The organism is Streptosporangium sp. NPDC004631 (assembly GCF_053601935.1).
Genome location: NZ_JBSGCR010000008.1, coordinates 34,193 through 56,886, shown reverse-complemented (window position 1 = coordinate 56,886; position 22,694 = coordinate 34,193). Strand labels below are relative to the sequence as shown.

At 68.8% G+C, this 22,694-nt stretch carries 46 protein-coding genes; 43 read left to right on the top strand and 3 right to left on the bottom strand.

Going from position 1 to position 22,694, the window contains the following annotated elements; genetic code table 11:
- Positions 1-3 precede the first annotated feature (3 nt).
- Genes ACWEF2_RS10840 through ACWEF2_RS10830 form a run of 3 tightly spaced genes read left to right on the top strand, consistent with a single transcriptional unit; the run spans position 4 to position 730 of the window.
- Positions 4-348 (top strand): hypothetical protein, encoded by a 345-nt coding sequence (locus tag ACWEF2_RS10840; RefSeq protein WP_453814007.1) that lies wholly within the window; start codon positions 4-6, stop codon positions 346-348.
- Positions 345-596, top strand: a complete 252-nt coding sequence (locus tag ACWEF2_RS10835) for a hypothetical protein (RefSeq protein ID WP_453814005.1) — start codon at positions 345-347, stop codon at positions 594-596. The genes ACWEF2_RS10840 and ACWEF2_RS10835 overlap by 4 nt, the downstream gene beginning before the upstream one ends.
- Positions 593-730, top strand: coding sequence for a hypothetical protein (locus tag ACWEF2_RS10830; protein ID WP_453814003.1), 138 nt, complete (start codon positions 593-595; stop codon positions 728-730). The genes ACWEF2_RS10835 and ACWEF2_RS10830 overlap by 4 nt, the downstream gene beginning before the upstream one ends.
- A 32-nt stretch (positions 731-762) precedes the next feature.
- Here the strand turns inward: ACWEF2_RS10830 and ACWEF2_RS10825 are convergent, their stop codons facing one another.
- A complete protein-coding gene (locus tag ACWEF2_RS10825; protein ID WP_453814001.1) occupies positions 763-972 on the bottom strand; it encodes a hypothetical protein in 210 nt (69 codons plus the stop codon).
- Between the two features lie 39 nt (positions 973-1,011).
- Here ACWEF2_RS10825 and ACWEF2_RS10820 point away from each other — a divergent pair, with 39 nt between their 5' ends.
- From ACWEF2_RS10820 to ACWEF2_RS10725, 20 genes are all read left to right on the top strand, one after another.
- On the top strand, positions 1,012-2,208 hold the full coding sequence (locus ACWEF2_RS10820) for an RNA-guided endonuclease InsQ/TnpB family protein (protein WP_453813999.1): 1,197 nt from the start codon (positions 1,012-1,014) through the stop codon (positions 2,206-2,208).
- Complete coding sequence (locus tag ACWEF2_RS10815) at positions 2,205-2,642, top strand: hypothetical protein (protein ID WP_453813997.1); 438 nt, start codon at positions 2,205-2,207, stop codon at positions 2,640-2,642. The genes ACWEF2_RS10820 and ACWEF2_RS10815 overlap by 4 nt, the downstream gene beginning before the upstream one ends.
- Complete coding sequence (locus ACWEF2_RS10810) at positions 2,635-3,006, top strand: helix-turn-helix domain-containing protein (RefSeq protein WP_453813995.1); 372 nt, start codon at positions 2,635-2,637, stop codon at positions 3,004-3,006. Before ACWEF2_RS10815 ends, ACWEF2_RS10810 begins: the two co-directional genes overlap by 8 nt.
- Positions 3,006-3,188 (top strand): hypothetical protein, encoded by a 183-nt coding sequence (locus ACWEF2_RS10805; protein ID WP_453813994.1) that lies wholly within the window; start codon positions 3,006-3,008, stop codon positions 3,186-3,188. The genes ACWEF2_RS10810 and ACWEF2_RS10805 overlap by 1 nt, the downstream gene beginning before the upstream one ends.
- Positions 3,188-3,880 (top strand): hypothetical protein, encoded by a 693-nt coding sequence (locus ACWEF2_RS10800; protein ID WP_453813992.1) that lies wholly within the window; start codon positions 3,188-3,190, stop codon positions 3,878-3,880. The genes ACWEF2_RS10805 and ACWEF2_RS10800 overlap by 1 nt, the downstream gene beginning before the upstream one ends.
- A complete protein-coding gene (locus ACWEF2_RS10795; RefSeq protein WP_453813990.1) occupies positions 3,864-4,472 on the top strand; it encodes a hypothetical protein in 609 nt (202 codons plus the stop codon). The genes ACWEF2_RS10800 and ACWEF2_RS10795 overlap by 17 nt, the downstream gene beginning before the upstream one ends.
- Positions 4,469-5,176: an HNH endonuclease gene (locus ACWEF2_RS10790; protein ID WP_453813987.1), complete on the top strand. Its 708-nt coding sequence runs from the start codon at positions 4,469-4,471 to the stop codon at positions 5,174-5,176. Before ACWEF2_RS10795 ends, ACWEF2_RS10790 begins: the two co-directional genes overlap by 4 nt.
- Positions 5,177-5,247: 71 nt before the next feature.
- The gene (locus ACWEF2_RS10785) at positions 5,248-6,153 is read left to right on the top strand and encodes a hypothetical protein (RefSeq protein WP_453813985.1); all 906 of its coding nucleotides are present in this window, start codon (positions 5,248-5,250) and stop codon (positions 6,151-6,153) included.
- The gene (locus ACWEF2_RS10780; protein WP_453813984.1) at positions 6,150-6,881 is read left to right on the top strand and encodes a hypothetical protein; all 732 of its coding nucleotides are present in this window, start codon (positions 6,150-6,152) and stop codon (positions 6,879-6,881) included. Before ACWEF2_RS10785 ends, ACWEF2_RS10780 begins: the two co-directional genes overlap by 4 nt.
- Positions 6,882-6,895: 14 nt before the next feature.
- Positions 6,896-7,381: a hypothetical protein gene (locus ACWEF2_RS10775; RefSeq protein ID WP_453813982.1), complete on the top strand. Its 486-nt coding sequence runs from the start codon at positions 6,896-6,898 to the stop codon at positions 7,379-7,381.
- Complete coding sequence (locus tag ACWEF2_RS10770; RefSeq protein ID WP_453813981.1) at positions 7,378-7,551, top strand: hypothetical protein; 174 nt, start codon at positions 7,378-7,380, stop codon at positions 7,549-7,551. The genes ACWEF2_RS10775 and ACWEF2_RS10770 overlap by 4 nt, the downstream gene beginning before the upstream one ends.
- Positions 7,548-8,192: a hypothetical protein gene (locus ACWEF2_RS10765; RefSeq protein WP_453813979.1), complete on the top strand. Its 645-nt coding sequence runs from the start codon at positions 7,548-7,550 to the stop codon at positions 8,190-8,192. Before ACWEF2_RS10770 ends, ACWEF2_RS10765 begins: the two co-directional genes overlap by 4 nt.
- Positions 8,185-8,703 (top strand): HAD domain-containing protein, encoded by a 519-nt coding sequence (locus ACWEF2_RS10760; RefSeq protein WP_453813977.1) that lies wholly within the window; start codon positions 8,185-8,187, stop codon positions 8,701-8,703. The genes ACWEF2_RS10765 and ACWEF2_RS10760 overlap by 8 nt, the downstream gene beginning before the upstream one ends.
- A complete protein-coding gene (locus tag ACWEF2_RS10755; protein ID WP_453813975.1) occupies positions 8,696-8,878 on the top strand; it encodes a hypothetical protein in 183 nt (60 codons plus the stop codon). The genes ACWEF2_RS10760 and ACWEF2_RS10755 overlap by 8 nt, the downstream gene beginning before the upstream one ends.
- Positions 8,875-9,258: a hypothetical protein gene (locus ACWEF2_RS10750; RefSeq protein WP_453813973.1), complete on the top strand. Its 384-nt coding sequence runs from the start codon at positions 8,875-8,877 to the stop codon at positions 9,256-9,258. Before ACWEF2_RS10755 ends, ACWEF2_RS10750 begins: the two co-directional genes overlap by 4 nt.
- Positions 9,255-9,431 (top strand): hypothetical protein, encoded by a 177-nt coding sequence (locus ACWEF2_RS10745; RefSeq protein WP_453813971.1) that lies wholly within the window; start codon positions 9,255-9,257, stop codon positions 9,429-9,431. The genes ACWEF2_RS10750 and ACWEF2_RS10745 overlap by 4 nt, the downstream gene beginning before the upstream one ends.
- The gene (locus tag ACWEF2_RS10740; RefSeq protein WP_453813969.1) at positions 9,428-9,571 is read left to right on the top strand and encodes a hypothetical protein; all 144 of its coding nucleotides are present in this window, start codon (positions 9,428-9,430) and stop codon (positions 9,569-9,571) included. Before ACWEF2_RS10745 ends, ACWEF2_RS10740 begins: the two co-directional genes overlap by 4 nt.
- Positions 9,568-9,738: a hypothetical protein gene (locus tag ACWEF2_RS10735; protein WP_453813967.1), complete on the top strand. Its 171-nt coding sequence runs from the start codon at positions 9,568-9,570 to the stop codon at positions 9,736-9,738. The genes ACWEF2_RS10740 and ACWEF2_RS10735 overlap by 4 nt, the downstream gene beginning before the upstream one ends.
- A complete protein-coding gene (locus ACWEF2_RS10730; protein ID WP_453813965.1) occupies positions 9,735-9,890 on the top strand; it encodes a hypothetical protein in 156 nt (51 codons plus the stop codon). Before ACWEF2_RS10735 ends, ACWEF2_RS10730 begins: the two co-directional genes overlap by 4 nt.
- A 178-nt stretch (positions 9,891-10,068) precedes the next feature.
- Positions 10,069-10,719, top strand: a complete 651-nt coding sequence (locus ACWEF2_RS10725) for a WhiB family transcriptional regulator (RefSeq protein ID WP_453813963.1) — start codon at positions 10,069-10,071, stop codon at positions 10,717-10,719.
- A 40-nt stretch (positions 10,720-10,759) separates the two neighbouring features.
- Here the strand turns inward: ACWEF2_RS10725 and ACWEF2_RS10720 are convergent, their stop codons facing one another.
- Complete coding sequence (locus ACWEF2_RS10720) at positions 10,760-11,956, bottom strand: RNA-guided endonuclease InsQ/TnpB family protein (RefSeq protein ID WP_453813961.1); 1,197 nt, start codon at positions 11,954-11,956, stop codon at positions 10,760-10,762.
- Positions 11,957-12,209: 253 nt separating this feature from the next.
- Here ACWEF2_RS10720 and ACWEF2_RS10715 point away from each other — a divergent pair, with 253 nt between their 5' ends.
- Positions 12,210-13,139 (top strand): helix-turn-helix transcriptional regulator, encoded by a 930-nt coding sequence (locus ACWEF2_RS10715; RefSeq protein WP_453813960.1) that lies wholly within the window; start codon positions 12,210-12,212, stop codon positions 13,137-13,139.
- A gap of 2 nt (positions 13,140-13,141) precedes the next feature.
- On the opposite strand, the gene ACWEF2_RS10710 is transcribed toward ACWEF2_RS10715, so the two are convergent.
- The gene (locus ACWEF2_RS10710; protein WP_453813958.1) at positions 13,142-13,360 is read right to left on the bottom strand and encodes a hypothetical protein; all 219 of its coding nucleotides are present in this window, start codon (positions 13,358-13,360) and stop codon (positions 13,142-13,144) included.
- Positions 13,361-13,482: 122 nt separating this feature from the next.
- Here ACWEF2_RS10710 and ACWEF2_RS10705 point away from each other — a divergent pair, with 122 nt between their 5' ends.
- The 19 genes from ACWEF2_RS10705 (at position 13,483) to ACWEF2_RS10615 (ending at position 22,436) form a co-directional block, all read left to right on the top strand.
- Positions 13,483-14,112 (top strand): GIY-YIG nuclease family protein, encoded by a 630-nt coding sequence (locus ACWEF2_RS10705; RefSeq protein ID WP_453813956.1) that lies wholly within the window; start codon positions 13,483-13,485, stop codon positions 14,110-14,112.
- Positions 14,113-14,172: 60 nt separating this feature from the next.
- Entirely contained in the window at positions 14,173-14,805 is a 633-nt protein-coding gene (locus ACWEF2_RS10700; RefSeq protein WP_453813954.1) for an HNH endonuclease, read from the top strand.
- Entirely contained in the window at positions 14,805-15,638 is an 834-nt protein-coding gene (locus ACWEF2_RS10695; RefSeq protein WP_453813952.1) for a hypothetical protein, read from the top strand. Before ACWEF2_RS10700 ends, ACWEF2_RS10695 begins: the two co-directional genes overlap by 1 nt.
- Positions 15,635-15,988, top strand: coding sequence for a hypothetical protein (locus ACWEF2_RS10690; protein ID WP_453813950.1), 354 nt, complete (start codon positions 15,635-15,637; stop codon positions 15,986-15,988). Before ACWEF2_RS10695 ends, ACWEF2_RS10690 begins: the two co-directional genes overlap by 4 nt.
- A complete protein-coding gene (locus tag ACWEF2_RS10685; protein ID WP_453813948.1) occupies positions 15,985-16,203 on the top strand; it encodes a hypothetical protein in 219 nt (72 codons plus the stop codon). Before ACWEF2_RS10690 ends, ACWEF2_RS10685 begins: the two co-directional genes overlap by 4 nt.
- A complete protein-coding gene (locus ACWEF2_RS10680) occupies positions 16,200-16,565 on the top strand; it encodes a hypothetical protein (RefSeq protein ID WP_453813947.1) in 366 nt (121 codons plus the stop codon). Before ACWEF2_RS10685 ends, ACWEF2_RS10680 begins: the two co-directional genes overlap by 4 nt.
- A 254-nt stretch (positions 16,566-16,819) precedes the next feature.
- Positions 16,820-17,209, top strand: coding sequence for a hypothetical protein (locus ACWEF2_RS10675; protein WP_453813945.1), 390 nt, complete (start codon positions 16,820-16,822; stop codon positions 17,207-17,209).
- A 5-nt stretch (positions 17,210-17,214) separates the two neighbouring features.
- A complete protein-coding gene (locus ACWEF2_RS10670) occupies positions 17,215-17,649 on the top strand; it encodes a DUF6248 family natural product biosynthesis protein (protein WP_453814265.1) in 435 nt (144 codons plus the stop codon).
- Positions 17,650-17,717: 68 nt separating this feature from the next.
- Positions 17,718-18,182: a DUF4326 domain-containing protein gene (locus ACWEF2_RS10665; protein WP_453813943.1), complete on the top strand. Its 465-nt coding sequence runs from the start codon at positions 17,718-17,720 to the stop codon at positions 18,180-18,182.
- Complete coding sequence (locus ACWEF2_RS10660; RefSeq protein ID WP_453813942.1) at positions 18,175-18,483, top strand: hypothetical protein; 309 nt, start codon at positions 18,175-18,177, stop codon at positions 18,481-18,483. The genes ACWEF2_RS10665 and ACWEF2_RS10660 overlap by 8 nt, the downstream gene beginning before the upstream one ends.
- A gap of 104 nt (positions 18,484-18,587) precedes the next feature.
- A complete protein-coding gene (locus ACWEF2_RS10655; RefSeq protein WP_453813940.1) occupies positions 18,588-18,797 on the top strand; it encodes a hypothetical protein in 210 nt (69 codons plus the stop codon).
- Positions 18,790-19,245 (top strand): hypothetical protein, encoded by a 456-nt coding sequence (locus ACWEF2_RS10650; protein WP_453813938.1) that lies wholly within the window; start codon positions 18,790-18,792, stop codon positions 19,243-19,245. The genes ACWEF2_RS10655 and ACWEF2_RS10650 overlap by 8 nt, the downstream gene beginning before the upstream one ends.
- Positions 19,238-19,768: a hypothetical protein gene (locus ACWEF2_RS10645; RefSeq protein ID WP_453813937.1), complete on the top strand. Its 531-nt coding sequence runs from the start codon at positions 19,238-19,240 to the stop codon at positions 19,766-19,768. Before ACWEF2_RS10650 ends, ACWEF2_RS10645 begins: the two co-directional genes overlap by 8 nt.
- A complete protein-coding gene (locus tag ACWEF2_RS10640) occupies positions 19,761-20,054 on the top strand; it encodes a hypothetical protein (protein ID WP_453813935.1) in 294 nt (97 codons plus the stop codon). Before ACWEF2_RS10645 ends, ACWEF2_RS10640 begins: the two co-directional genes overlap by 8 nt.
- Positions 20,047-20,433, top strand: a complete 387-nt coding sequence (locus ACWEF2_RS10635) for an HIT family protein (RefSeq protein WP_453813933.1) — start codon at positions 20,047-20,049, stop codon at positions 20,431-20,433. The genes ACWEF2_RS10640 and ACWEF2_RS10635 overlap by 8 nt, the downstream gene beginning before the upstream one ends.
- A complete protein-coding gene (locus tag ACWEF2_RS10630; RefSeq protein WP_453813932.1) occupies positions 20,430-20,750 on the top strand; it encodes a hypothetical protein in 321 nt (106 codons plus the stop codon). The genes ACWEF2_RS10635 and ACWEF2_RS10630 overlap by 4 nt, the downstream gene beginning before the upstream one ends.
- Positions 20,751-20,962: 212 nt before the next feature.
- Complete coding sequence (locus ACWEF2_RS10625) at positions 20,963-21,721, top strand: hypothetical protein (protein WP_453813930.1); 759 nt, start codon at positions 20,963-20,965, stop codon at positions 21,719-21,721.
- On the top strand, positions 21,718-21,936 hold the full coding sequence (locus tag ACWEF2_RS10620) for a DUF2283 domain-containing protein (protein ID WP_453813929.1): 219 nt from the start codon (positions 21,718-21,720) through the stop codon (positions 21,934-21,936). The genes ACWEF2_RS10625 and ACWEF2_RS10620 overlap by 4 nt, the downstream gene beginning before the upstream one ends.
- A complete protein-coding gene (locus ACWEF2_RS10615) occupies positions 21,936-22,436 on the top strand; it encodes a hypothetical protein (RefSeq protein ID WP_453813927.1) in 501 nt (166 codons plus the stop codon). The genes ACWEF2_RS10620 and ACWEF2_RS10615 overlap by 1 nt, the downstream gene beginning before the upstream one ends.
- Positions 22,437-22,694 lie beyond the last annotated feature (258 nt).

The window sequence follows — 22,694 nt, the reverse complement described above, 5'->3', positions numbered from 1 at the left end:
CCCGTGGCCGAGAACATCACCCTCCTCGCGGACCTCGCCCGCGAGTTCCTGGAGTTCGCCCCCGGTCACCTCGGCGAGACGCACATGGGGTGGACCATCGTCGCCGATGAGCACGTCAAGATCGTCCGGCACGTGGAGCTGCGGGACCTCATCATCCGCGACTCCGACGGCCAGCACTACCGCGGGACGTACCGGCGAGACCTGACCGAGTACCAGGACATTGAGCCGTGGGAGGACCAGACCTGGGCGACGTTCATCCCGGTCGTGCCCGTGCGGACGGTCGTCACCGAGTACGTCACCCCGCGGGTTGCGAAAGCCCGCGCCGAGCAGCAGGACGGTGCCCGGTGACTGACCACTACCGCGAGGCCGAGGAGCTGCTGGCGTCGGCGGCGCGGGTCATCCTGCAGGCCGACGGCAGCAGCCCAGAGGCGGACCGGCTGATCGCTGAAGCCCAGGTCCACGCGACCCTCGCCCTGGTGGACGCAACCGCCGGAACATCCCGCGTCGACCCCACCCGGGAAGGCTGCGTCGACCACCTGCCCGCCGCGTCCCGCTCCTGCCGGGACTGCGCCCAGAGACAAGGGGTCGCCCGGTGACCGCCCGCCCTGCGTGGACGCAGACACACCTGCACGCCCACGCCACCACCTGGCTGCAGACCAACGCCGACGCCATGGCCGACGCCTCCCAGCACTTCGCCGACCTCGACGACACCACCACGGAGGGGACGTGACCAAACTCGTTGAAGGGTGCAGGCCCCGTCCTTCAGGGCGGGGTAAGCCCGGCATCCTCCCGGGTGCCCTGCCGCTCAACCCACCAGTCGTAAGGCACGAGCACGGCGCGAGGTTCGCCGCTTTTCTCAACCACGAGGTGGTGCCCTCGGAAGTGGGCGTTGTCGATGCGGCGGCCGAGCTGATTGCGCAGCTCGTTGGTCCCGATGCGTTCCGTATCCATAGTCCAGACGATACCAATCATCCGATTGGTGCTAGTGGTACTAGTGGTACTATCAGTACTGTGCAGCTCAGATACAACTTCCGCATCTACCCCACGCCGGGTCAGCGTCAAGCGCTGGCCAAGGCGTTCGGGTGCGCGCGGACGGTGTTCAACGACGGGCTGCGCGCACGACAGGACGCCCACGCGGCCGGGCTGCCGTACATCAAGGACACCGACCTTCAAAAGCAGGTCATCACCGCCGCGAAACAGACCCCCGAACGGGCGTGGCTGGCCGGGGTGTCCTCGGTGGTCTTGGTGCAGGCGCTTGGCGACCTGCACACCGCCTACCGCAACTTCTTCGCCTCGGCCACCGGCAGGCGCAAAGGCCCCAAGGTCGCGCCGCCCCGGTACCGGTCGAAGAAAGACAACCGGCAGACCATCCGCCTCACCCGTAACGGGTTCTCGATCCGGTCGAACGGGCGCCTGTACGTGGCCAAGATCGGCGAGATCGACGTCCGCTGGTCCCGCGCCCTGCCGTCGGACCCCAGCTCGGTGACGGTGATCAAGGACGCCTCGGGCCGGTACTTCGCGAGCTTCGTCGTGGAGACAGACCCCTCCGAGGTGCTGCCGGACACCACGCCGGAAGTCGGCGTTGATCTGGGCTTGACGCACTTCGCGGTCCTGTCGGACGGCCGGAAGATCGACAACCCGCGTTTCCTGCGCCGCGCGGCCAAAAAACTCCGCAAAGCCCAGCAGGCCCTCAGCCGCAAGGCGAAGGGCTCGGCGAACCGCAAGAAGGCCGTCGTCAAGGTCGCCCGGGCGCACGCCCGAGTGGCCGACACACGCCGAGACTGGGCACACAAGCTCTCCACCTCGTTGATCCGCGACAACCAAGCGGTCTACGTGGAGAACTTGGCCGTGTCCGGCATGGCACGTACGAAGCTGGCCAAGAGCGTCCACGATGCGGGCTGGTCACAGTTCGTCGGCATGCTGGAGTACAAGGCCGCACGGTACGGCAGGTACCTCGGGAAGATCGACCGATGGTTCCCCTCCTCCAAGCTGTGCTCAGCATGCGGGACCATCGCCCCCTCCATGCCGCTCAACGTCCGGTCGTGGGTGTGCCCATGCGGCGCCGCGCATGACCGGGACGTCAACGCGGCGATCAACATCCTCGCGGCTGGACGAGCCGAGAGGTTAAACGCCTGTGGAGGCGACGTAAGACCAGGCCCCGGCCCGGCAGACGCCCGCGAAACAGGAACCCCCCGGAGCGCGGCATGAACCGCGCAGGAGGAATCCCCGGTGTTCACGCCGGGGAGGACGTCAACACCCGAGTGGAGGCGTACCCGTCCGCCACGGAGGTCGCCGTGATCCACGTCCCGGCCGGTGCCGTGGCTCGCGTCCACCACCCGTCCGAGGTTCAGGAGTACACGCCGATGCTGCCGGAGGTGCCGTGGTACGCGGTCATCCCCGGCGACAGGGACCTGACGGGCTGGGGTGCGGTGCCGTGCTGGCACGGCTCCCTGGCCGGGGTCCGCAACGGCAGGCACCGGCTGGACCGCGACGCCTGGCACGCCGCGGCGAAGGCCCTGCACGCCATCAGCGTGGTCTACGTCCGGCGCGAGCTCATCGACCACCACGGCAGGCCCCGGTGGACCGCCGTCAGCGTCCGCCGCGAGGCCGTCGCCGAGCAGATCGGGGCCGTTCATGTGTGAGCCTCCCGACCTCCTCACCTCCTCCGAGGTCGCCGCCTTGGAGCAGCGCGGGGTGGACGCCATCCTCGCCCGGATCCGCACGGGAGCACTCCCCGCGGTGCGCCTGCCCGGAGGCATTTACCGGATTCATCGGGCGGACGTGACCGGCCGGCACCGGCCGCCGGTGCGCCTGGACGGATACCCGGAGTGGCTGCGCACCGGGCAGGCCGCCGCCCTGCTCCGGGTGCACGCCGACACCGTGCGCGTCTGGGCCAACAACGGACTGCTGCCCTCCACCCCCACGGAGGGCGGCGGCCTGCTTCGGCACCACCGGATCCACCGGCAGACGGTGGAGCAGCTCCTCAACGCGACGGGGGAAGCGTGATGGACCACGCCGAGGACGAGATCAGCGAACGCCTCGCCCTGGGCCCGGCATGGACGCCGTGGTCGGCGAGCGACTCCCCAGACGACCGCGCCTACCGGACCGAGCAGGACGACCACGTCCTGGGCGATGACCGCCCCGCGTGGAGCAGTGACGACGACGAGCACCGAGGAGAAACCGCCTGATGGCGCGCGATTTCAACCCTTCCGACAACGGCTACAACGAGGTTGCCAGCCGGATCGTCGAGGCCAGGAAGAAGCACCCCGAGGGGATGTTGCAGCCGCTCGACCTGGCCAACCCGTACAAGGTCGAGACGATCGGCGAGAAGACGTTCATCGTCTACGCCGCCGCGTTCTACCGGACGCCGGACGACCCCCGGCCCGGCGTTGGTGTCGCATGGGAGCCGTTCCCCGGCACCACGCCCTACACCCGTAACTCGGAGTTGCAGAACGCGGAAACGTCCGCGTGGGGTCGGGCGCTGGTGGCCGCGTTCGCCGCGGACACCAAGAAGGGCATCGCCACCTCGCTGGATGTCCGTACCAGGGAGGCCGAGCGGCAGCAGTTTGGTCCGCCCGACCGGCAGAACTGGCCCACCGACCCGGGCGAGCAGCTCGTCACCAAGGCGCTGCTGTCCCGGCTCGCCGCCCAGTTCGCCACCCTCGGCGTCGTCGGCCGCGATGAGGGGCTGATGACCATCGCCGCGCTGACCGGCGTGCGGGTGTCGACCACCAAGGAGCTGACCAACGCGCAGGCGTCGCAGCTCATCGAGGCGCTGAACCCGCTGATGGGGGTCGACGACCCGCCTGCGGCTCTTGACGCGGCGCTGCGTCAGGCCATGGCCGAGACCTCGGAGGAGAGCAATGTCGACGCCCCGTGAGATCGCGCTCCGGGTCGCAGCCCTGGACGCCCTGTCCAAACGGGTCAGCAAGGTGCTCGCTGAGGCCCGGGCCGAGGCGGAGCCGCTGTTCGCCGCCCTCCGCTCCAGCGGGGCGACGCAGATCGAGGTGACGCTCCCTTCCGGTACCCCGGTCGGGAAGATCTCGATCAAAGCCGGTCAGGAAACGGTGCGCACCGACGAGGCCGCGCTGCTGGCGTGGGTACTGGCCAACGCACCGGAGGAGATCGAGGCGACCGTCTCCCCGTCGGCGCTGTCGCGCCCGGACGTAATTGCCTACGTCCGCAAGCTCCACCCCGACCTGATCGGACAGAAGATCCGTCCCGCCTACCGGGCCAAGCTGCTGAGCGGAGTCAACGACGCCGGCGAGCTGGTCAGCGAGACGACCGGTGAAGTCGTGAAGGTGTCCGAGACGGTCAAGTCCGGCCCGACCGGCGCGTTCGCCCTGACATTCGAGACCGCGAAGAAGGGCAAGCCGGGCGGTCGCGACCAGGTCGCCAACGCGTGGCAGTCCGGCGAGTTGTCCATCACCGACCTGATCCGCCCGGCCCTAGAGGCGGGTGCGGCAGGGTGACCATCCCGGACCGGGTCCGCGAGGACGTGCTGGAGCGCGACGGCTACGCCTGCGTGTGCTGCGGCACGTCCATCATCGGCCGTTCGTACAGCTTGCAACACCGGCGGGCACGGAAGATGGGCGGCTCACGCCTACCGTGGATTGACCGGCCGCAGAACCTCATCACGACCCTCGGCTCCGCCACCACGGATTGTCACTTCCGGATGGAGCAGCGGGGCGAGGAAGACCAGAGTCTCGGCTACGTCATCTCCGAATGGCCGGAGCTGGACCCGCGGTTCATCCCGGTTCAGGTGGTGGGCGAGTTCGGCACCTCCAAGGTGTGGCTCACCCCGGACGGCGGCCTGTCGAACGACCCACCGGCGGACGCTCCCGCGTTCCAGGACCTGGTGTTCTGCCAGGCCTGCCACGTGGTGAGGCTGCACCACTTCGAGGACGGAACCGCGGCGTGTATCCGCTGCGGGACGGCGCGGATCGTCACCGCGGACCTGGTGGTCGAGCCGCTCATCCAGAGGCCGGCGCCGGTGGTCGCGTGGGAGCTGTGCTCCTGGTGCAACGTCATGGTCCCCACCCCGCACGCCTGCCCCGCCTCGGGCCCTACGTGTCCGACGGAGGCCGGCCACCCCTGCGGGATCTGCACCTCCTGCGTCGAGGCCCAGCGCGCCGACCTGCTCCACGGCTCCCCGTCCGACCTCGACTTCCCCTGATCCCCTTCTGTGTCCCGCTGTCCGAGAGGACAGCGGGACCCCAACCCCCAAGCAACGAGAGAGGAGGCTGCGTGAACGAGTTGGCCCTGACCGAGTCCGCCTCGCTGCGCGCGCAGTACGCCGACCGGATCGAGGTACTCGACCGGGTTAAGAAGCTCCGGCAGCTGAAGGGGACCGACCACGTCACGGTGGAGATCGTCGCCGACTACTACGAAGTGCCTGTCGAGACGATCAAATCCACGATCAAGAACAATCGTGCCGAGCTGACGAGGAACGGCCACCGCGTTCTTCGGGGTCGGGAGGCTAGGTCACTGGCTGACCTAGCAGGGCTGAGCTCGGCTATCACGCAGATCGCGCTTTTCTCTCGTCGTGCCGTGCTCAACGTGGCGATGCTGCTGCGGGAGTCCGAGGTGGCCGAGGCTGTTCGCACTGCGCTGCTTGATGCCGAGGAGCGCGACGCGGCGGTAGCCCCGGCCGCTGGTCTTCCGGAGGACTACGAGGCGGCGCTGGCCGCCCTGCTGGTGAAGGTCCGCCGGGAGAAAGCTCTTGAAGCCGACAACCAGAAGCTGGTGACCCGCGCTGAGATTGCTGAACGGAAGTTCGAGGAGTTCGAGGGCGGACCCGGCATCACGCCGACGAAGTTCCACAAGAAGTACTTCTCCGACGTCCCCGCGAAGGTCTTCTTCGAGCACCTGTACGACCGCCACTACCTGATCGACCAGCGCGGCACCGGCCCGTGGGATGAGAAAAACCAGTGCTACAAGGACGGGCCTCAGCACTACGAGCCCGCCGCGAAGGGCAAGCAGTTCCTCTACTTGCACGAAGCAGGTATCTACGGTGGCAAACGCCGATTCAAGACCCTTGTCCGCCCGGGCGACCCGGAGCTGCTGTTCAAGGCCCAGCTGATGCGTGACGGCCTGCGCGGCAACATGCACACCACCTCCCATCTGTTCGCCATCGAGGGTGGCGCGTCGTGAACGGCGTCTTCGAGAGGCTCGCGACGGCCATCGTCACCGCCAACGACGACCATCTCCTCGACTACGGCCCGGACGAGCAGATCGCCCGCGCGGTCGAGCGGCTGGAGGCATTCGCCAAGACCACGCCGCTTCGCCAGGTGGAAGGCCGCTGGGTGGACCTGGCCGGCTTCGGCGACGCGCAGATCCACTTCGAGGCCGATAGCGACCGCTATCTCCTGCTGTCCCAGGTCGCCGATCAGCTCGGCGTGCCCATCTGGAAGGCATGCAAGTGGGCTGACCAGGAGCATGTGTGGGCGGTTCAGGAGCAGCGTCGGAAGGACGAGGAGCGCGGCGACGGCAGGCTTGGTTACGACTTCCTGCGCAACTTCGTTGATCTTGGTTTCAGGTTCATCCAGGACGACCCGGAGGCGAAACCCGACGCGAACGGTCAGCGCTGGTCGGACTACGGGGACTGGCTGATCAGCGCTGACCGGCTTCCGGCTTTCATCCTGGTCAGCCCCTGGGGCCGGGAGTTCATGGACAACACCATGGACCACTTCGGTCACGTCATGCGGAAGGTCTGGGGCGACAAGCTCAACGACCTGACCGCCTACCACGCCGACGGCAGCCCCGCCACGGGCGTGGAGCTGCTCGCTTCCGACCTCACCGAGGAGGAGGCGTTGAAGAAGGCTCGCCGGGGCCCTCGCGGAGACCTGCTGCCGCCGCTTCCCCCTGCATCCAACACCTGATCGGAGATCCCCTCATGAAGCGCAACACCCAGCCTCAGCCCGCCGTGGTGGCGTGGCCGACCGATGAGGCCCGCCACACGGTTGTTCAGGCCAACCAGTTCGCGTGGCAGCGTCACGCCGACGCCGCGCGAGGCCACCGCAGCCACGCCGAACGGCTGGACGCCGAGATCGGCGCGAAGACACGGGACCTGGAGGAGCTGCGCCGGGAGATCGACGCGCGCGTCCAGGAGAAGCGCCAGCAGGACCACTACGCGGCTCAGGAGCAGGCGGCGGCCGAGGCGTTCGCGACGACCCTCGCCATGCTGGGGGAGCAGCCGCCCCCTTTGCCGGATCGGCTGGTGGCGGGCGCCGCGGGCATGTCCGCGCTGGAGGTTCAGGCGCACGCGGCGGCGTGGAACGGCATGGACCCGAACCCGACCGGCGTGCAGGCCGATCCGCTGGACCGGTTCAACGCCGCCCACAACGAGTATGCGGCGGAGAACCCGGAGAACCTCCGGTGAACCGCCGCCCGGTGACCCGCCTGGAGGCGTTCCTCCACGCGCTGGCCGCTGTGGTGCTGCCCCCCAAGGGGCGCCACCGCCGGCCCACCGTGAGGGCGTCGGCCGGTGAGGACACCGCTCCCATCCGCGCTATCCGCGCAGCCAACCCCTACCCCAAGGAGTTTCGATGAGCCGCCCCCGCAACACCCGAGACGAGATCATCCCGATCCCGGCGCTGCATGGCGTCAGCATCCCGGGCGCGATCGAGGCGCAGGAAGCCGCCGGAGGGGCGGCAATGGCGGCGGAGGATTGTGAGGTCATCCCCACCGCAATTCGCGGCGGTACCGACGCGGACCTGATCGCGCTCGGCTTCGTCCTCGGGGAGGTCGACCCTTCCGACCGGCTGTTCCGGCAGGCAACCCTTCCTGCCGGATGGAAGCGGCGGGGCGGCGGCCACTCCATGCACACCGACATCACGGATGAACTGGGCCGCCCCCGGATGGCGGTCTTCTACAAGGCTGCCTGGTACGAGCGCAAGGCGTTCCTGTCGATTACCACGGTGTCGGGCTACGTCTCCTTGTGCCTGCATGAGAAGACCACGCCGATCCTGGATGAGAGGTGGGCCACCCGGGAGGCGGTGCTCGCCGCCCTGGCCGGGGCTCGCACGTACCAGTGGAGCCGCGTGGATCTGTGGACCGGTCGGCAGGATCCGTGTGCCGCTGAGTCCGAGCAGGAGGCCCGCGACGAGGTCGCCCGGATCGACGCGCTCCGCGCCAAGTTGGCGGACGACGCCGCCCAGAGCAGCACCGGAGGGGCGACCTCCAATGGGTAACCGCCCTCTGATCCTCCTGGACGTCGACGGCGTGCTGAACCCGTGGGTGCGGCCCGGCAAAGCCTGGCAGGCCCACAAGTGCGCCTGCCGCGGCGTCACCTTCAACGTCCTCCTCAACCCCGGGCACGGCCCTCAGCTCCTCGCTCTCGCCGAGCAGACCGGCGCTGAACTGGTGTGGGCCACCACCTGGGAGCACGACGCCAACCGCGCGATCGCCCCGATTCTCGGACTGCCCGAGCTGCCGGTCATCGAGGTCACGAAGGGGGAAGCCGAGCCGCCCGGCGTGTGCCTCAAAGCCCCGGCGGTCGCGGCGTTCGTGGACCGGCGGCCGTTCGTGTGGTTCGACGACGAGCTCACCCACGTCGACGATCTCTGGCTGGCCGCCCACCCCAACGTGGGCCGCTACGGCCTGATCCGCACCGAGCGGCGGCACGGACTCACTGACGAGCACCTGGAGCTGGCCGCCGCGTGGCTGGCCGAGCACACCGGAGGGGGTGCCTCCGATGAGTGATCCCAGGCATCCGATGTGGGGCCCGGCCGCCATCGGTATCACCTCGGCCGCAGCGGCTCTCGCGGGCGGGCCGGTGGGCCTGTACCCGCTGACCGTCCTCGGCGTGGTCGGGCTGGTGGCGGCGGTCGCGTGGGCCACCACCCTCCTGGTGGGCTCGATGGGAGGCCGGAGATGACCTCAGCCCGGTACCTCTCCCGCCGGAACCTGGTCGGCCTCGCCATGGGGGCGGTCATCGCCCTCAGTGTCGGCTTGGCCGTGGTCTACGCGGGCATGGTGTTCGCCCTTGTTCTCGCGGGCGCGGTGGGCCTGCTGATCGGGCTGGCGATCGGCATGGAGGTGGTCGACAGCCGAACGGGCTACGACCTGGCCCGGGCCCGCATGGACCTCGCCACGGAGCGGGCGAGGGTCACCGTGCTGGAGGCGACGAACGTCGAGCTGCGGGCCGCCCGGGACCGCGCCAAGCAGAACGAGCGCCTGTCGGCCGAGACCGCCGGGCGCCACCTCGATCGGTTGAAGGCCGCAGAAGCGCGCATCGCAGGGGAGGTCACGACGTGATCGACACCGCCGCCATGGTCGTTGTCGCCGCAGCCTCCTTCATCGCCGGAGCTGGCCTCGCCCTCGGCGTCGTCCTGCTCGTGTGGCTCCTCCGCTGGCTACGCGCCGAGCAGAGGTCCCGGGCGATGGACGCCGGGCTGCGGAACCTCCTCACCCAGGAGGGCGGAAAGTGAGCGGCCTCCTCTTCGGCGTGGTGGTGCTGGTGGGCGGGTTCCTGGCCGCCCGTCACATCCGACGCCTTGCAGACACCCCTGACATCCACGACGTGTTCGCCGACGAAGCCGAGCATCTCGCCCAGGAAGGAGACGCATGATCGCCGTTGGTATCGCCCTTATCTCAACCCCGCTCATCGTGGCCATCGCGGCCACGGTGTGGGTCATGGGCTGGAAGCTCGCCGCTTTCGTCTGGGGGACGGCGTTGGTCGCCACCGCTGCCCTGATGGGCGGCGCATGGCTGCTCGCGACGGGGGCAGCCGCGTGACTTTCTCCGAGCCCCGCCCGTACTGCTGTGCCCTCGCCGAGTTCGAGGGAGAGGGCGCCGAGCATTCCGGCCGCTGCCCCGAGCGGCGAGCCGCCGAGGGCGCCCTGTTTGACCTTCCCGACCAGACCCAGCAAGGGGGAACGCACCTGTGAGCACTGAGATCATCGCGTCCGCCGCCCGCCTGTCTCGGCACGCCGACTGCCTGGAGACCGCGGCCCGAGACCCGCGGGCGGCCTCTGATCCTCGTGTGGCTGCCCGGCTGTTGTTCATGGCTCGGGTTGCCCGTGTGGCCGCGGCTCTCGCCGGGTGCCCTGGAGCGGAGGTCGGCAGGTGACTACTCCGACGATTGGTGAGCTCCGAGTTTTGCGCGTGCAGGCAGGTCTGTCCGTCTGGCAGGTAGGGGAGGCGGTGGGGGCAAGCGGCTCCACCGTCAGCGCCTGGGAAGTGGGCCGCCACCAGCCCAGCCGCGAGAAATTGCAGCGGTATGCCGACGCGGTCGGCTGGGAGCCCGAGAAGAGCCCCAGGGCCGTGGTGAATCGCGGAGCCCTCCCGTCCGCGGTGGGCTGGCAGGACCGAGCGGCCTGTAATGGGCTGTCCCTCGCGTTGTTCTTCGACTCCGAGAGGGAACAGCCGCCCGCCCGAGAAGTCCGGGAGGAACGGGCTCGGCAGGTCTGCCAGCGGTGCCCGGTGTTGGCCGACTGCCTGGCCTACGCCACCCGCCGCGGTGAGGAGGGCTTCTGGGGCGGGATGACCGAGGGCGAGCGCAAGGGCGAGCGCCGCCGCGACAACCGGCAGGCCCCGGACCAGACGCCGGACGCGACCGACACCAGGCATCGGGCCTTGTTCGAGGACTCCGAGGAGCTCGTCAACGGTCAAGGCTACACGGTGGAGCGGGCCGCCGAACGCCTCGGCGTGAAGCCCGGCTACCTGCGCAAGGTGCGGTCCGAGGCTCAGCGGCAGCCTGCGGAGGTGGCGTCTTGACTTCCTCCCCGCGCCTGAAGGCGGGGGATTCCAACCGTTCCTACGCCGTTAAGAGGAGGTCGGGTTGAGGTTCGCGGTTCATCGGCCCGCCCAGCGGCGGGCCTCCCCGCGCGGCGACGGCATGCCCTGCCGCCGTGTCGCGTACGTTCTTGGCCGCGTTGACGTCGGCGTTGTCCCGGTGCCCGCAGGCCACGCAGAGGAAGAGGGCTTGGCTCTCGCGGCTCTCCCGGGCGATGTGCTTGCAGGCGTTGCAGGTCTGCGACGTGTAACGCGGGTTGATCTTCTGGACCCGGCCGGGGGCCTTGTGTTCCAGCCGTGCCACGAGTCGCCCCCACCCGTTGGCGAGGATGCCCCGGTTGAGCCCGGCCTTCTGGCGGACGTTCTTTCCTGGCGCTTCGACGGTGCCGCGCGCCGACCGCGTCATGTTGCCGATCTTGAGGTCTTCGACGGCGATGACGTCGAAGCGGCGGGCCAGGCCGGTGCTGGTCTTCTCCACCCAGTCTTTGCGCCGGTCGGCTTCGCGGGCCTTGAGCTTCGCGAGGGCGGCCTTGACCTTGGCGCGGCGGTTCGACCCGCGCTTGGCGCGGGCGAGTTTGCGCTGAAGGCGCAGCAGCCGCGTCTTCTCGGTGTCGCGCAGGGCGGGTGCGTTCAGCAGCTCGCCCGTGGAGAGCGCCGCCGACACGGTCACGCCCCGGTCCACACCGACCACCTCGCCCGTGCCGGGCGCGGGAATCGACTGCGGGATCGCGGCGAACGCCACATGCCAGCGCCCCGCCGCGTCCCGGGTGATCCGGTAGGACTTCACGCCGTCGCCGGCGGCGCGCGACCAGCGGAACCGCACCCAGCCGACCTTGGGAACCCTCACCTCACCGACATGGCGCGACAGGCGGCGCACATCGCCCGGCTTGACCGCGACGACGCGGAACCCCTCACCCCGGCCGCGCTTGCGGAAGGCCGGGCGGCGGTGGGTGCCGCCGAAGAAGTTCGCCATGGCCTGGGCGAAGTCCTTGAGCGCCTGCTGCTGCACCGTCACCGAACCGCCACGCAGCCACTCAAAGGCGGCCCGCGCCTCGGTGAGCTGCCGGCACTGCTCGGCGAAACCGGGCGCGGACTTGATGCCGGGCCGCCAGTGGGCGTGCTGCTCGACGGCGAGATTCCACACGTATCGGGCGTGCCCGCAGTGCTCGGCCAGCGCCTGCTCCTGGGCGAGCGACGGCTGAAGCCGGAAGCGGGACACGCCGATCAATCTACCGAGCCCTGCCGACAAAACCAGGAGACCACCGTGTCTGACCGTGCCGCGTTTCCTCCCCGCCCTGAAGGACGGGGCATCCACGCTGGAGGTAGCTGGTGACTTTAGAGCGACTCACCAGACCCGCGACCCACGCCCTGACCGCTCTCCTCGACCAGGGCGCCCTGTTCGATCCGGCCGGAGGTCTCATGCTTGCGGATGATCCAGGCGCCGGAAAAACGAACATGAAGGCGCTCCTGCCATGACCCAGCTCACCTACTTCCCCACCCAAGGGGACGCTGTCGAACAATCTGCCTGGACCCCGGCTCCTGAAGACGTTCACACACTGCGCCACGGCTACAACCTCGCCGACCTTCACCAACTCGCCACCCGAGCCCTCTGGCGTGTCTGGGGCGTCACCGTCGACCGCCACACCCGCTATGAGCTGGCATGGTCAGCTATCGCCGAGGCGATCTACGCGGCGTCCGATGACCAGCCGCCTTCCCCCGTCCAGCTGATCGGCGTCGGGCAGGACGCCATCGGCTGGCATGTCCGAGCTGAAGCCCGTCATCACGGCCTCAGCAAGCACGCCGAATACGACCCGATGCGCGGGTTCGCCGCCTACTGGGAAATCCCAGTCCGGCACGCCGGCAGCCCCGAGCCTGGCGTCGTTGATCGGCTTGCCCTGTGGCAAATCTGGCCAGAGCTGACCGACGCCCAGCGCAAAGCGGTGCTGGCACTCGCCGCCTTCGGCACTTATCAGGCCGCGGCCGGCAGCCTCGGCATCACGTACAAGACGTTCAAGCAGCACATCGGCGACGCCCGGCGCCGCTTCCTGACGCTGTGGCACGAGGGCGAGCAGCCGTCACGAATCTGGGGCGCCGACCGCCGAGTCCACCGTTCCGGAGACGCCAAAACCGAGGTGTCCTACCGCAACGCGGTGAAAAGTATCCAGCACGGCAAGACGCCGCAGGCCAGCAGGAAGAAGACCGAACTGGACCACGGCAAGGTCACCACTTACAACAACCACAAATGCCGCTGCGCGCCCTGCACCGAGGCCAAGCGCATCGAGGGCGTCAACCGTCGAGCACGCGCCGGGATCACCCCAAGAAAGCTCAAGGCGCGCCCTGCCGCAGAGCAGAGGGTCACCTCCAACGACGCATTCAGGATGCTCGCCGGCGGAACGCCATGAGGTCAGGACTCAGCAGAAGAACCAGAAGCGGGCTCCGGCGGCGCAATGCGGCTGATGTGTTCCTTCGTGTACAGGTGGTCGATCAACCGGGCGATCTCGGCGGGGCCGATGTTCTCAGCTCGCGCACGACGGAACAGATCGGCCAGTTTGAGCCGGCGCTCTTCACGCTCGGCGTCCGCGCGCCGGTACGCCTCGGCCTCAGCAGTGATCTGTGCGCGCACGTCCATACCTCCCATGGTCGCATGACGGCATCACGATATCAGATCAGCATATTGAGTCATGATGTGACATCATGATGTCGTGTCATCATGTGATGTCTGGAGCGCACACCGAGAGGTCCCCCGTGGAAACGACTGAGAACTCCCCCCTGGCGGCATACGAGGACACGCTGTTCCACATCGAGTTGATCGGGAGAAAGATCACGAAGCTTGTTGCCGCCCAAGTTGAAGCCGAGCGGCAGGTGCTCCATCGGGCAGGCCGGGACCACAGCACCGGCCGACTAGACGTGGACGGCCTGTGGGAGCTGTACCGCCGCTATCGGGACCTGGTCTGCGCAGAAGACGAGAACGGCAAGCGCGCCTACGTCCACCGCCCCGGTTTCTCCGAGCTGTGGAACGAATCCATCCCTCTCCACAGCTCGCGGATCGCGCTGATGGCCAAAACCGCCTGGCTACTCAAGCGGTACGAACCCAACACAGACGGAGCCTGGTCGGGGGAGAACCCGCTCATGCCCCAAGATCAGCGCCCGCGCGACGGCCAGTGCGTGGTCTACATCCTCTTCGACGACCACAACGTGCCCTGCTACGTCGGCAGCACCGAGAAGTTCAAGACCCGGATCGACTGCCACACCCGAGAGAAGTCCTTTGCGCGCTGGGTTGCCTACCCGTGCGTCGACCGGGAGTCGGCTTACCAGATGGAAGACCGGCTCCTGAAGGAACACAAGCCCTACCTCAACAGGAAGGCGAGCCGCTGATGCGAAGACAGACCCCGTCCTGAACCGAAACGAACTACTAGCGCAACGGGAGCAACGTAAGTGGCAAAGCGTGAGGTGCGGATCCCGGTCGAGATCTGGAGCGATCCGTTTTTCGTCGCGCTCTCGCCGAGAGACCAGTGGTTGTTCTTCGCCCTGCTCTCCCAGCCCGAGCTGGACGCGGCAGGGTTGATCATCCTTCGTCCCCGCCGCTGGAGTAACCAGGCGTCTGACCTCAACGTCGATCAGGTCCGCGAGTCTCTTGGGAGCCTGGTCGCGGCTGATCGCTTGGTCGTGGATGACGAGACCGAAGAGGTCTACATTCCGGCGTTCTTCGAGTTCGAGCACATCGGCCGCCAGCCGCGCCGGGCCATCGCCGCGGTGGACGCCCTGGGCGCTTGCCACTCCGAGCGGCTTCGCGCGCTGGTCATGGCAGACCTGATGGCCCTTGCTTCCGCTACCCCACCGGCCACCCCTCGTGGCGTCCGCGCCGAGATGCTGCTGCGTGATGGCAACCAGTGCCGCCGTTGCGGGTGGAAACCGGGAGACCCCGTGCCCGCCAAGAACGGGCGCCTGCTGTATCGCGGCCTAGAGCTTGACCACGTCCACCCGAAGAGCAAGAGCGGCCCCGACCATCCGGACAACCTCCAGGTGCTCTGCACCTCCTGCAACGCTAGCAAGGGGGCGCGGGTCTGATGACGTGGTTCAAGGTAGACGACTCGCTTCACTCCCACCCGAAGGCAATGGCTGCTTCGCTGGCGGCGCTCGGACTGTGGACCGCGGCCGGATCTTGGTCTAGTGGCCATCTCACCGATGGCTTCATCCCCGACCACATGATCCCGTCGCTGTCGCGAGGTCAGGTCGAGCTGGCGAAGGAGTTGTGCGTCGCCGGGTTGTGGCGAAGGAGCAAGGGCGGCTACCAGTTCCACCAGTGGCACGAGGACAGCGACGGAACGACACGCAACCCGACCCGTGAAGCCGTCGAGAGCACGCGAGTCAAACGCGCTGAAGCGGGCCGTAAAGGTGGTCTGGCCAGCGGAAAGACCCGAAGCAAACCCAAAGCAAACGGTAAAGCAAATGCTTCGGACTTGCTTCGCGAATCGTTGAACCCCCGTCCCGTCCCGTCCAGTCCCGAAGGGACTGGGACGGATACAGGTAGTCAGTCAGTCCTACGCCGTAACCCGCGCGGGTCCGGGGACGACGACGACTCCATTGATCTCGCCACAGTCGAGCTCCTAGCGGAGCTGACAGGGCGAGAGGTCAGCGTCCTGTGGGCGGCCAGGGTGCGGGCCGGGATCCTCGACGGCCGCACGGTCAAGAACCGCCTCGCCTACCTCACGAAGGCGATCCGCGAGCGCCCCCAGGACTTCCTGCCACCCGTCGACTCCGACGCCGGCGGGCGGTCTCCGCTGCGCGCCGCCCCCGAGTGGTGCGGCTACTGCAACCCGATGACCCGCCTCATCGAGCTGGCCGACGACACGGTCGCCCGCTGCCAGCAATGCCATCCCCTCGCGTGGAGAAGCGCATGACCAAGACCGAAGACAAACCGCTGATCGTCGCGGCCACCCCGGAGCTCATCGCCCTGGCCATCGCGGTCCGCCCCGACTGGGCGCCCGCCGACGTACAGGCCGCCCTGGCCAACGCGCACGCGGTGGGCCAGACCTGGCCTCAGGCCCTCGTCGGCCTGGTGCGTCTCGTCGTCGACCCGGACGCCCGCCCGGCAGAACTCGTTCCCCCGCCACTGGATCCGCAAAGGCCCGGCCCGCGGGTGGTGGGCAACCCGGAGCGGCACGCCGACGCCCTCGCCGCGGCGAAGCGGGCGTGCGCCGACGGCTCGGCGACCCTCAAGGCCGCCGAGCGGATCGGGGACATCCCGTGAACGCCGAACTGGTAGCGCGGCTGGAGGCCCTCGAAGCCGAGCGTCTGCGCCCAACCCCGCCGAAACCGCCGGCCTCCCCGTCCGCTCTGGCGGAGGTGGTGTTCCGGGAGATCGAGGACGTCCTCACCGCGGACGTGGATGGGGTCCTCGGCGTGGAGCCCGGATCGGCTGACTCCAACCCCACCAAAATCACCAACGAAGGAGATCCGCAATGATCGTCGAACCCATCACCGTCCTGGTCCTGCACTGCTCCCGCTGCAACGGCCCCTGGCTGGACGACGAGTGCGAAGAGCCCGGCCACTGGGCCAGCCGCGAGCAGATCAAGCAGGCGTTCAAGGACGGCGAGTACGCCTCCTGGATGAAGATCGGCAGCCGGTACCTGTGCGAAGACTGCTGGGCCGGCGACCACGACGTTTGCGTTGAGCGCCCGCCGCTCAAGGCGGTCGACGAGATCCGTGTGCTCAAGGAGCGCGCCGCATACACGCCTGTTCCCGCTGCCCCTTCCGCTTCTGTGGCCTCTTCCGCCCGTCTAGCGTCGCCGGAGACGGGCTCTGACGGCTCTCGCGTCCACGGCTGAGGGGGCAGCGCTTCAAGGCTTCTGAGGGGATTTCAGGGCTCTCTCGGGCCTGTACTTCAGAACTCACAAGCGAATCAAGATCAAATACCCGAATTCCAGTTCCCAGAAAGAGACCCCAGTGACAGAAACCCCCACCGTCCGCGTCCACCAGGTGTGGGCCGACAACGACCTCCTCGTCGACGCCCCCGCCGAGTAGCCCGCTCCCGCCCGCCCGGCCACCTCGCCGGGCGGGCACCCCGACCCCAGGAGCACCTGTGATCCGAGAAACCCGCTTCCTGATCTCCCGCCGCCCCTACGCCGTCGACCTGGCCACCCTCCGCATCACCGAGCGCCACGGGCAGGCAGGCCCCTACTACGACTGCCGCATCGGTGCCGTCTGGTTCCGCCGCCGCAACGGCGTCACCGCCGCCTGCACCGGCACCCTGTGGGGCTCCCAGCGCGAAAGGCCCGTCGACGCCGCCGCCTTCCTCACCCACCACGACGACGGCCGGTACGGCGGCGACTGCGACGGCCGATGGGACGGCGAACGCTACTGGGGCATGCAGCGGCCGAGCATGATCCAAAAGCATCTCGACCTGCTGCGGCCCATGCTCGACGCCTACCCCGCCATCCCGGACGGCTACGACGGGTGGTGGCGATTTTGACCCCGATGGCTCCCGACGCCGCCGCGTGGGTGCGCCAGCACGCCTGGACGCCCCAGATGCGCGCGGTCGAGGACGTGATCTGGCCCGGCCACTACACGACGTGCGCCTGCCACCGCGGCCGGTGCCACGAGTGCACGCGCGGCGACCACGAGCACTGCCAGCCCGGCGGCCCGGTCCTCGACTGCGAGGCCGTGATCCTCGACCAGGCCCACCTGCCCGTCTGCCTCCCGGCCCCGTACCGGCACCGCACCCCGGGCAGGCGGCCCGTGCCCACGGTCATCGCCCAGGTGTGGCTGGCCGACCGGGTGTGCCGGTGGGTGTGCCCGTGCAACCACACCGGCGCCCGGCCGGCACCCGCTCCGGAGCCCGGAACCGTACCGCGGACCTTGCGGGCCTACGAGGTCGTCGAGCTCCCGCTGTTCGACCTCCTGTCCGCCTGACCCATCCCGCCCGCTGTCCCGTCCGGTCTGTCTCCGGACGGGACACCCCAACGAAAGCAGGATCATCAATGATGATTCCCGCCGACCTGCTCGACGAGACCTCCCCCGCCTCCCCGCCGGCGGAAGCGCCGAAGAGGATCCAGCGCAAGCGCGTAAAAGGCTGGAAAATGCCGGACGGTGCGATCTACGTCGGACGCCCCGGCAAGTACGGCAACCCGATCCGCATCACGCCCGAGCGTGGTGATCGGGGCGGCGCCATGTATCGCGTGCACGGCAGCCCCATGGACCGCCACGGTGGCCCCGCCTACGCCCTCATGGAGACAGCCCGGTACTTCGCCGTGAAGTTCTTCGAGTGGGACCTGCTCAACGACCGCTACGGCGCGGGGTACCCGTCCCTTGACGACATTCGACGCGAACTCGCAGGCAAGAACCTGGCCTGCTGGTGTCCGCTCCCTGAACCCCGCGAGACCGACTGGTGTCACGCGCGGATCCTGCTGAACGTTGCGAACAGAGATTGGCCCGCCCATGTCTGAGATCCCTGAGCCTGGGGTGCGCGTCACCCGCTACGAGGTGTCGTGCCTGCCTGAAGAGCACCGGGAGTACAAGAACTACAAGATCGCCGTGGAGCGTCACCGAGACGGGCGCTGGTCCGCGCATGACGGCTATATGCAGCTCACCGCTGCCGGCGCGTGGGTCGAGCCGCGCGGCCTCGAACATCTCCACGACGGGGAAACCGCGCTGCGCCTCGCCCGGGAAGCCGCACCGCACATGACCACCTTCAACGGCCACACCGTGGCCGAAGCCCTCAGCGAGGGAGGAGACCCTCGTGGCTGACGCCCCGAAGCGCTACCGGCTGCGCGGCGAGATCGTCACCGTCCTGATCCGCACCGCCGACGGAGACCTCACGGTCCGCCCGTTCCGAGGACTGAGGAGAACCCATGCCTGAGACCAAGCCTGACCTGGAAACACCCCACAAAGATGCGTGCCGGAACTGCCGCCGCCCCATCCACTGGGCGCCTGGCGTCGGCTGGCTCCACGGCGAGCTGCCGCAGTACGCGCACGAGGAGAACACCTGCGTCTACGCCCACCCCGTGTCGTGCACCCTGCACCGCCGCGGTGAATGCCCGAAGGGATACGACCTTGCCTGACCTCCCCGACGCCGCCGTTGAAGCGGCTGCCATCGCGGTGGCCTCCCACCCTTGGGACACCACCCCGCGCAGCGCCCACCAGGACCACGTCCACGACGCCGGGTGCGCCGTTTGTCAGGGCGATGTGCCGGCCATCGTGGCCGTGGCGCTGAAAGCCGCCGCACCGCTCATCGCCGCGCAGGCCCGCCGCGACGTCGCTGAACGCGCCCTGAACGGTGGCCTCCCCGCCGACATGGACGAGTGCCGCATCATCGCCCGCTACCGGAGACAGGGGCGGCAGGACGCGGGAGAAGACATCGCCGACCTGATCGAGCACGTCGTCGGCGAGCACCCCGGCAACGGCATCCCCCGCCCCGTAAACGACCAGGGCCAGCCGCTCACCGACCTCGAATGGGCGGCATGGCTCGCCCGCAACGCCTACCCCAAGGAGCCCAAGGCCCGTGCCTGAAACCACCTACACCCTCGACGAGGCGCGCGCCGAGCTGGCCCGCCAGGAGTGCCGAGCCCACGGCCACGACTACGAACACATCGAGACGGCCCGGCCGGACGCCGGGCGGGACCTGACGGGAGTGTTCTGCCCGCAGTGCCGTCGGTCCTGGCCGATCGCCGCCCCCGGGCAGCAACCAGCCGACGCCGAGCAGGGCCGCGCCGAGGAGCGCGCCGCGATCGCCCGCATGGTGCGCAGCCATTTCGCCGCCGTCGACGACCCGCTGTACGAGGACGTCCGCATCCTGTGCGAGCGCATCGAGCGGGGAGAACACCTCCCCGCCCGCACCACCGAGGCAGACCAGCCCGCGGCTGAGCCCACCACCCCGCCGAAAACCGCAACCGCTCCCGAGATGCGCTGTTCGGAATGCGGCCGGCCACTGGTCGATCAGCCCTGTGGCCTTGTTCACGCTTTCGCCCGCATGCAGATCGCCGCTATCCGCATGGGGCTGTCGAGCCTCCTGAAACGAGGCGGGCATGCCTGAGATCCCCGACGCCGCCGTCCAGGCCGCTGTGACCCGCGCCCTCGCCGCCGGCCACGCGGAGGTGTACTGGTCCGGCGGTACCGAGCGGATCGAGTTCACCGACCAGGGATTCGCCGCGTGGCTGGCCGAGACCGTGTCGCAGGCCCGCCGTGAGGCCGCCAAGCAGATCGCCCACCGCATCCAGGGACGCCGGTGCGCCTTCCGGGCGTGCAGCGCATGCCTATGCCGGACCGAAGACGCCCGCGCCGCCCTTGACGCGTTTCCGAAGGAGACCCCCGATGTCTGAATCCTGCGTGTTCTGTCAGATCGTCGCGGGGGCTTCCCCCGCGACAGTCGTCCGCGAATGGGATGACGCGCTCGCGTTTGTCCCCCTCAACCCCGTCGCCCCCGGCCACGTCCTCGTGATCCCCAAGCGGCACGTCACGGACATGGCCGAGGATCCCGCCGTGTCGGCGGTCGCCATGCGCGCCGCTTCGGAGCTGGCCGTACCGCCATGCAACATCATCACGTCAGCGGGCCGTGAGGCCACGCAGAGCGTTTTTCACCTGCACCTGCACATCGTGCCCCGGCGGGCTAATGACGGGCTGGCGTTGCCCTGGTACAGCGGGCGCCGTGCCCTGCGCCCGGCCGGCACCGCCCTCGGCACCCCGGAGAAAACGTCATGACCGCGATGATCGTCATCGGCGGCATCGTCGTTTACCTCGCCGTCGGCCTCGGCAGGGTCGCGCCGCTCTTCGTTACGCGCGCGGTCGCCGACTCCATTCAGCGGTATCCGTCGCTCGCGGAACGTCCCGGTCAGATCGAGGAGTGGCGCCGCGAGGAGGCGGGCTCCGCGCTTCTCATCGCGGCCGGCTGGCCGTTCTACCTCCTCGGCCGCTTTTTACTCGGCCGGATCGCTGGAGCCGCCCCGCCCACCAGTTACGAGCTGACCCAGCGCATCGCCGAACTGGAACGAGAACTCGGCATGGGGAGGCCTCGTTGAGTCTCCTCGACCTCGGCGACGACCCGCATGACACCCGGCACTCGCTTACCCTCGACGTGCACTGGCACGCTCCGGGAGCGGTCACCCACGGGTGGCCCATTCGGTGAGTCAACGACTGACCCGCCCAGCTCTCTCTACTGGCACCTCTTGGCCGATCAGCGCTTAGCCCACGGAGAGAGCACTCAGACCCCCAACCCCGAATGGAGAATGCGATGCCTGCACATGGCTACGTCCGCCCTGGTGAGGCCGAAGCCGCTCGACGTGCCGCGAAAAGAGCCGTACAGCGGCGGCACGCCGAACTGTGGAAGGACCGCCGAGCCGAGGGTCTCTCCTTCGCCGAGGAAGGGTGGGCGCTCTGGTATACCGACGAAGCGAAGCTGATCCGCGAGGAGGAGCGCCGCAAGGTCGCCAAGGAGATTGCCGCCGAGATCGAGCGCGTCATCGGCGGTTATCCGGACAACGGGGAAGTTCGCCCGAAGGTCGAGCGGGGCGGGTTCCTCGACGACGCCGACTGGGCGGCCCAGATCGCCCGCCGTGTCGGCCAGGGCGACTGCCCCGCCTTTTCCCCGGCGTGCCCCTTCCATGAGCAGGACAGAGGAACAGAAGTGCCTGACCACCTGTCGGGACTCATCGACGAGATGAGCCCCGAGGAGAAAGTCCTTGTCCTGGAGTACTTCACCCGAGACCGGGAGGAGTTCCTGTACGCCGCCAGCGAGGCCCGGAAACGCTACGAGCGGGCACGGAAGCACCACGACGCCCGCCCCGGCGAATGCGGCGCCGTAAGCCCGCGCGACAAGTCCCAATGGTGCCGCGAACCCGAAGGGCACACCCGCGACCACTCGCCCGTCGCCTCCCCTCCCAGCGTGTGCGGAGTCCTACTCAACCCGCCGGACCCCTACACCTGCTGCCGTCTCCCCGCAGGCCACGACCGGGCGGTGGAATGCACGCAGAACACTGAGGAGCAGCCATGACCTTGGAGCGAAAACCCGCCTCCTACACCTACGACCCGCAGGCAGGAGCCACCTACGTCTACCTGCACGGCCCGATCCCGCCTGGGGGAGTGGCTCGCACCGTCGAGGTGGACGCGACGGTCAACCTGGACCTGGACGCCGACGGACGTGTCATCGGCATCGAGATCCTCGCCGCCTGGCCCCGACCAGCAGCCACCCCCAAGGAGGACCGCTGATGCCGACTTTGGGCGAAGAAGCCATGTGGGAAGACCTCATCCCCATCCCTGACCACCTCAAGCAGATGGCGGCCCGCCTCGCCGAACTGCCTTACGCTGCCGCAGCGGCAACCGAAACCGCCGCCGTCATTGCCGACCTGCAATCCGCGAACGCCCGCGCCCACCGCCTCGCCGAGGTGTGGCACGCCGTCGAACGGTGCGACCGTGGCGACGGCCAGGGTGAGGCGGACGTCCTGGAAGCCGTCTCCGCTTACCGGGCCTCACCGCTGCACGTAAAGGTCATGCCTGGCGTATGGGTGCCGTACGCAGCCGAACTGGTCGCCGAGGAGACCGGCCAGCCGGTCGAGGAGATCCGCCGCCTCTACGGCGACACCGTCCTTGTTCGCCCCGGCCTCACCCAACCCGAACTCCGGCCAGGCGGCCCTGGACCAACGCTCGCCGAGGTCGAGGACGCCCGCCGCATCGTCCGCAACGCACTCACCCCCGAGGACAATCAATGACCCGGCGAAGGGTTTCAATATCGCTGGAGTTGAAGCCGCCCGGTCTTCTCGACCGCGTCTGGTACCGGTACATCCACCAGACGCCCCCTACCGCGACCGCGAGCAGTGGCCCCCGCCACTCCAGGTGGGCGCGCCTGGTGCCGTACCGCCATCGCCGCTTCCACCACGCCTATGCCGTTAGGCACGGCTTTTACTGGCGGCCGTGCCCGTTGTGCGGGTGGGAGTACGGCGGGCATGAGGCCGGAAAGAACATCCCCG

Excerpts from the sequence above, each read along its gene's own strand:
- ACWEF2_RS10660 (WP_453813942.1), top strand. The coding sequence starts at position 18,175 with ATGTCTGAGATCCCTGAGCCTGGGGTGCGCGTCACCCGCTACGAGGTG.
- ACWEF2_RS10795 (WP_453813990.1), top strand. The coding sequence starts at position 3,864 with ATGTCGACGCCCCGTGAGATCGCGCTCCGGGTCGCAGCCCTGGACGCC.
- ACWEF2_RS10800 (WP_453813992.1), top strand. The coding sequence starts at position 3,188 with ATGGCGCGCGATTTCAACCCTTCCGACAACGGCTACAACGAGGTTGCC.
- ACWEF2_RS10665 (WP_453813943.1), top strand. The coding sequence starts at position 17,718 with ATGATGATTCCCGCCGACCTGCTCGACGAGACCTCCCCCGCCTCCCCG.
- ACWEF2_RS10760 (WP_453813977.1), top strand. The coding sequence starts at position 8,185 with ATGGGTAACCGCCCTCTGATCCTCCTGGACGTCGACGGCGTGCTGAAC.
- ACWEF2_RS10625 (WP_453813930.1), top strand. The coding sequence starts at position 20,963 with ATGCCTGCACATGGCTACGTCCGCCCTGGTGAGGCCGAAGCCGCTCGA.
- ACWEF2_RS10670 (WP_453814265.1), top strand. The coding sequence starts at position 17,215 with ATGGCTCCCGACGCCGCCGCGTGGGTGCGCCAGCACGCCTGGACGCCC.
- ACWEF2_RS10695 (WP_453813952.1), top strand. The coding sequence starts at position 14,805 with ATGACGTGGTTCAAGGTAGACGACTCGCTTCACTCCCACCCGAAGGCA.
- ACWEF2_RS10805 (WP_453813994.1), top strand. The coding sequence starts at position 3,006 with ATGGACCACGCCGAGGACGAGATCAGCGAACGCCTCGCCCTGGGCCCG.
- ACWEF2_RS10815 (WP_453813997.1), top strand. The coding sequence starts at position 2,205 with ATGAACCGCGCAGGAGGAATCCCCGGTGTTCACGCCGGGGAGGACGTC.
- ACWEF2_RS10680 (WP_453813947.1), top strand. The coding sequence starts at position 16,200 with ATGATCGTCGAACCCATCACCGTCCTGGTCCTGCACTGCTCCCGCTGC.
- ACWEF2_RS10775 (WP_453813982.1), top strand. The coding sequence starts at position 6,896 with ATGAAGCGCAACACCCAGCCTCAGCCCGCCGTGGTGGCGTGGCCGACC.
- ACWEF2_RS10630 (WP_453813932.1), top strand. The coding sequence starts at position 20,430 with ATGACCGCGATGATCGTCATCGGCGGCATCGTCGTTTACCTCGCCGTC.
- ACWEF2_RS10810 (WP_453813995.1), top strand. The coding sequence starts at position 2,635 with ATGTGTGAGCCTCCCGACCTCCTCACCTCCTCCGAGGTCGCCGCCTTG.
- ACWEF2_RS10735 (WP_453813967.1), top strand. The coding sequence starts at position 9,568 with ATGATCGCCGTTGGTATCGCCCTTATCTCAACCCCGCTCATCGTGGCC.
- ACWEF2_RS10620 (WP_453813929.1), top strand. The coding sequence starts at position 21,718 with ATGACCTTGGAGCGAAAACCCGCCTCCTACACCTACGACCCGCAGGCA.
- ACWEF2_RS10750 (WP_453813973.1), top strand. The coding sequence starts at position 8,875 with ATGACCTCAGCCCGGTACCTCTCCCGCCGGAACCTGGTCGGCCTCGCC.
- ACWEF2_RS10640 (WP_453813935.1), top strand. The coding sequence starts at position 19,761 with ATGCCTGAGATCCCCGACGCCGCCGTCCAGGCCGCTGTGACCCGCGCC.
- ACWEF2_RS10690 (WP_453813950.1), top strand. The coding sequence starts at position 15,635 with ATGACCAAGACCGAAGACAAACCGCTGATCGTCGCGGCCACCCCGGAG.
- ACWEF2_RS10825 (WP_453814001.1), bottom strand. The coding sequence starts at position 972 with ATGATTGGTATCGTCTGGACTATGGATACGGAACGCATCGGGACCAAC.
- ACWEF2_RS10755 (WP_453813975.1), top strand. The coding sequence starts at position 8,696 with ATGAGTGATCCCAGGCATCCGATGTGGGGCCCGGCCGCCATCGGTATC.
- ACWEF2_RS10635 (WP_453813933.1), top strand. The coding sequence starts at position 20,047 with ATGTCTGAATCCTGCGTGTTCTGTCAGATCGTCGCGGGGGCTTCCCCC.
- ACWEF2_RS10655 (WP_453813940.1), top strand. The coding sequence starts at position 18,588 with ATGCCTGAGACCAAGCCTGACCTGGAAACACCCCACAAAGATGCGTGC.
- ACWEF2_RS10765 (WP_453813979.1), top strand. The coding sequence starts at position 7,548 with ATGAGCCGCCCCCGCAACACCCGAGACGAGATCATCCCGATCCCGGCG.
- ACWEF2_RS10715 (WP_453813960.1), top strand. The coding sequence starts at position 12,210 with ATGACCCAGCTCACCTACTTCCCCACCCAAGGGGACGCTGTCGAACAA.
- ACWEF2_RS10615 (WP_453813927.1), top strand. The coding sequence starts at position 21,936 with ATGCCGACTTTGGGCGAAGAAGCCATGTGGGAAGACCTCATCCCCATC.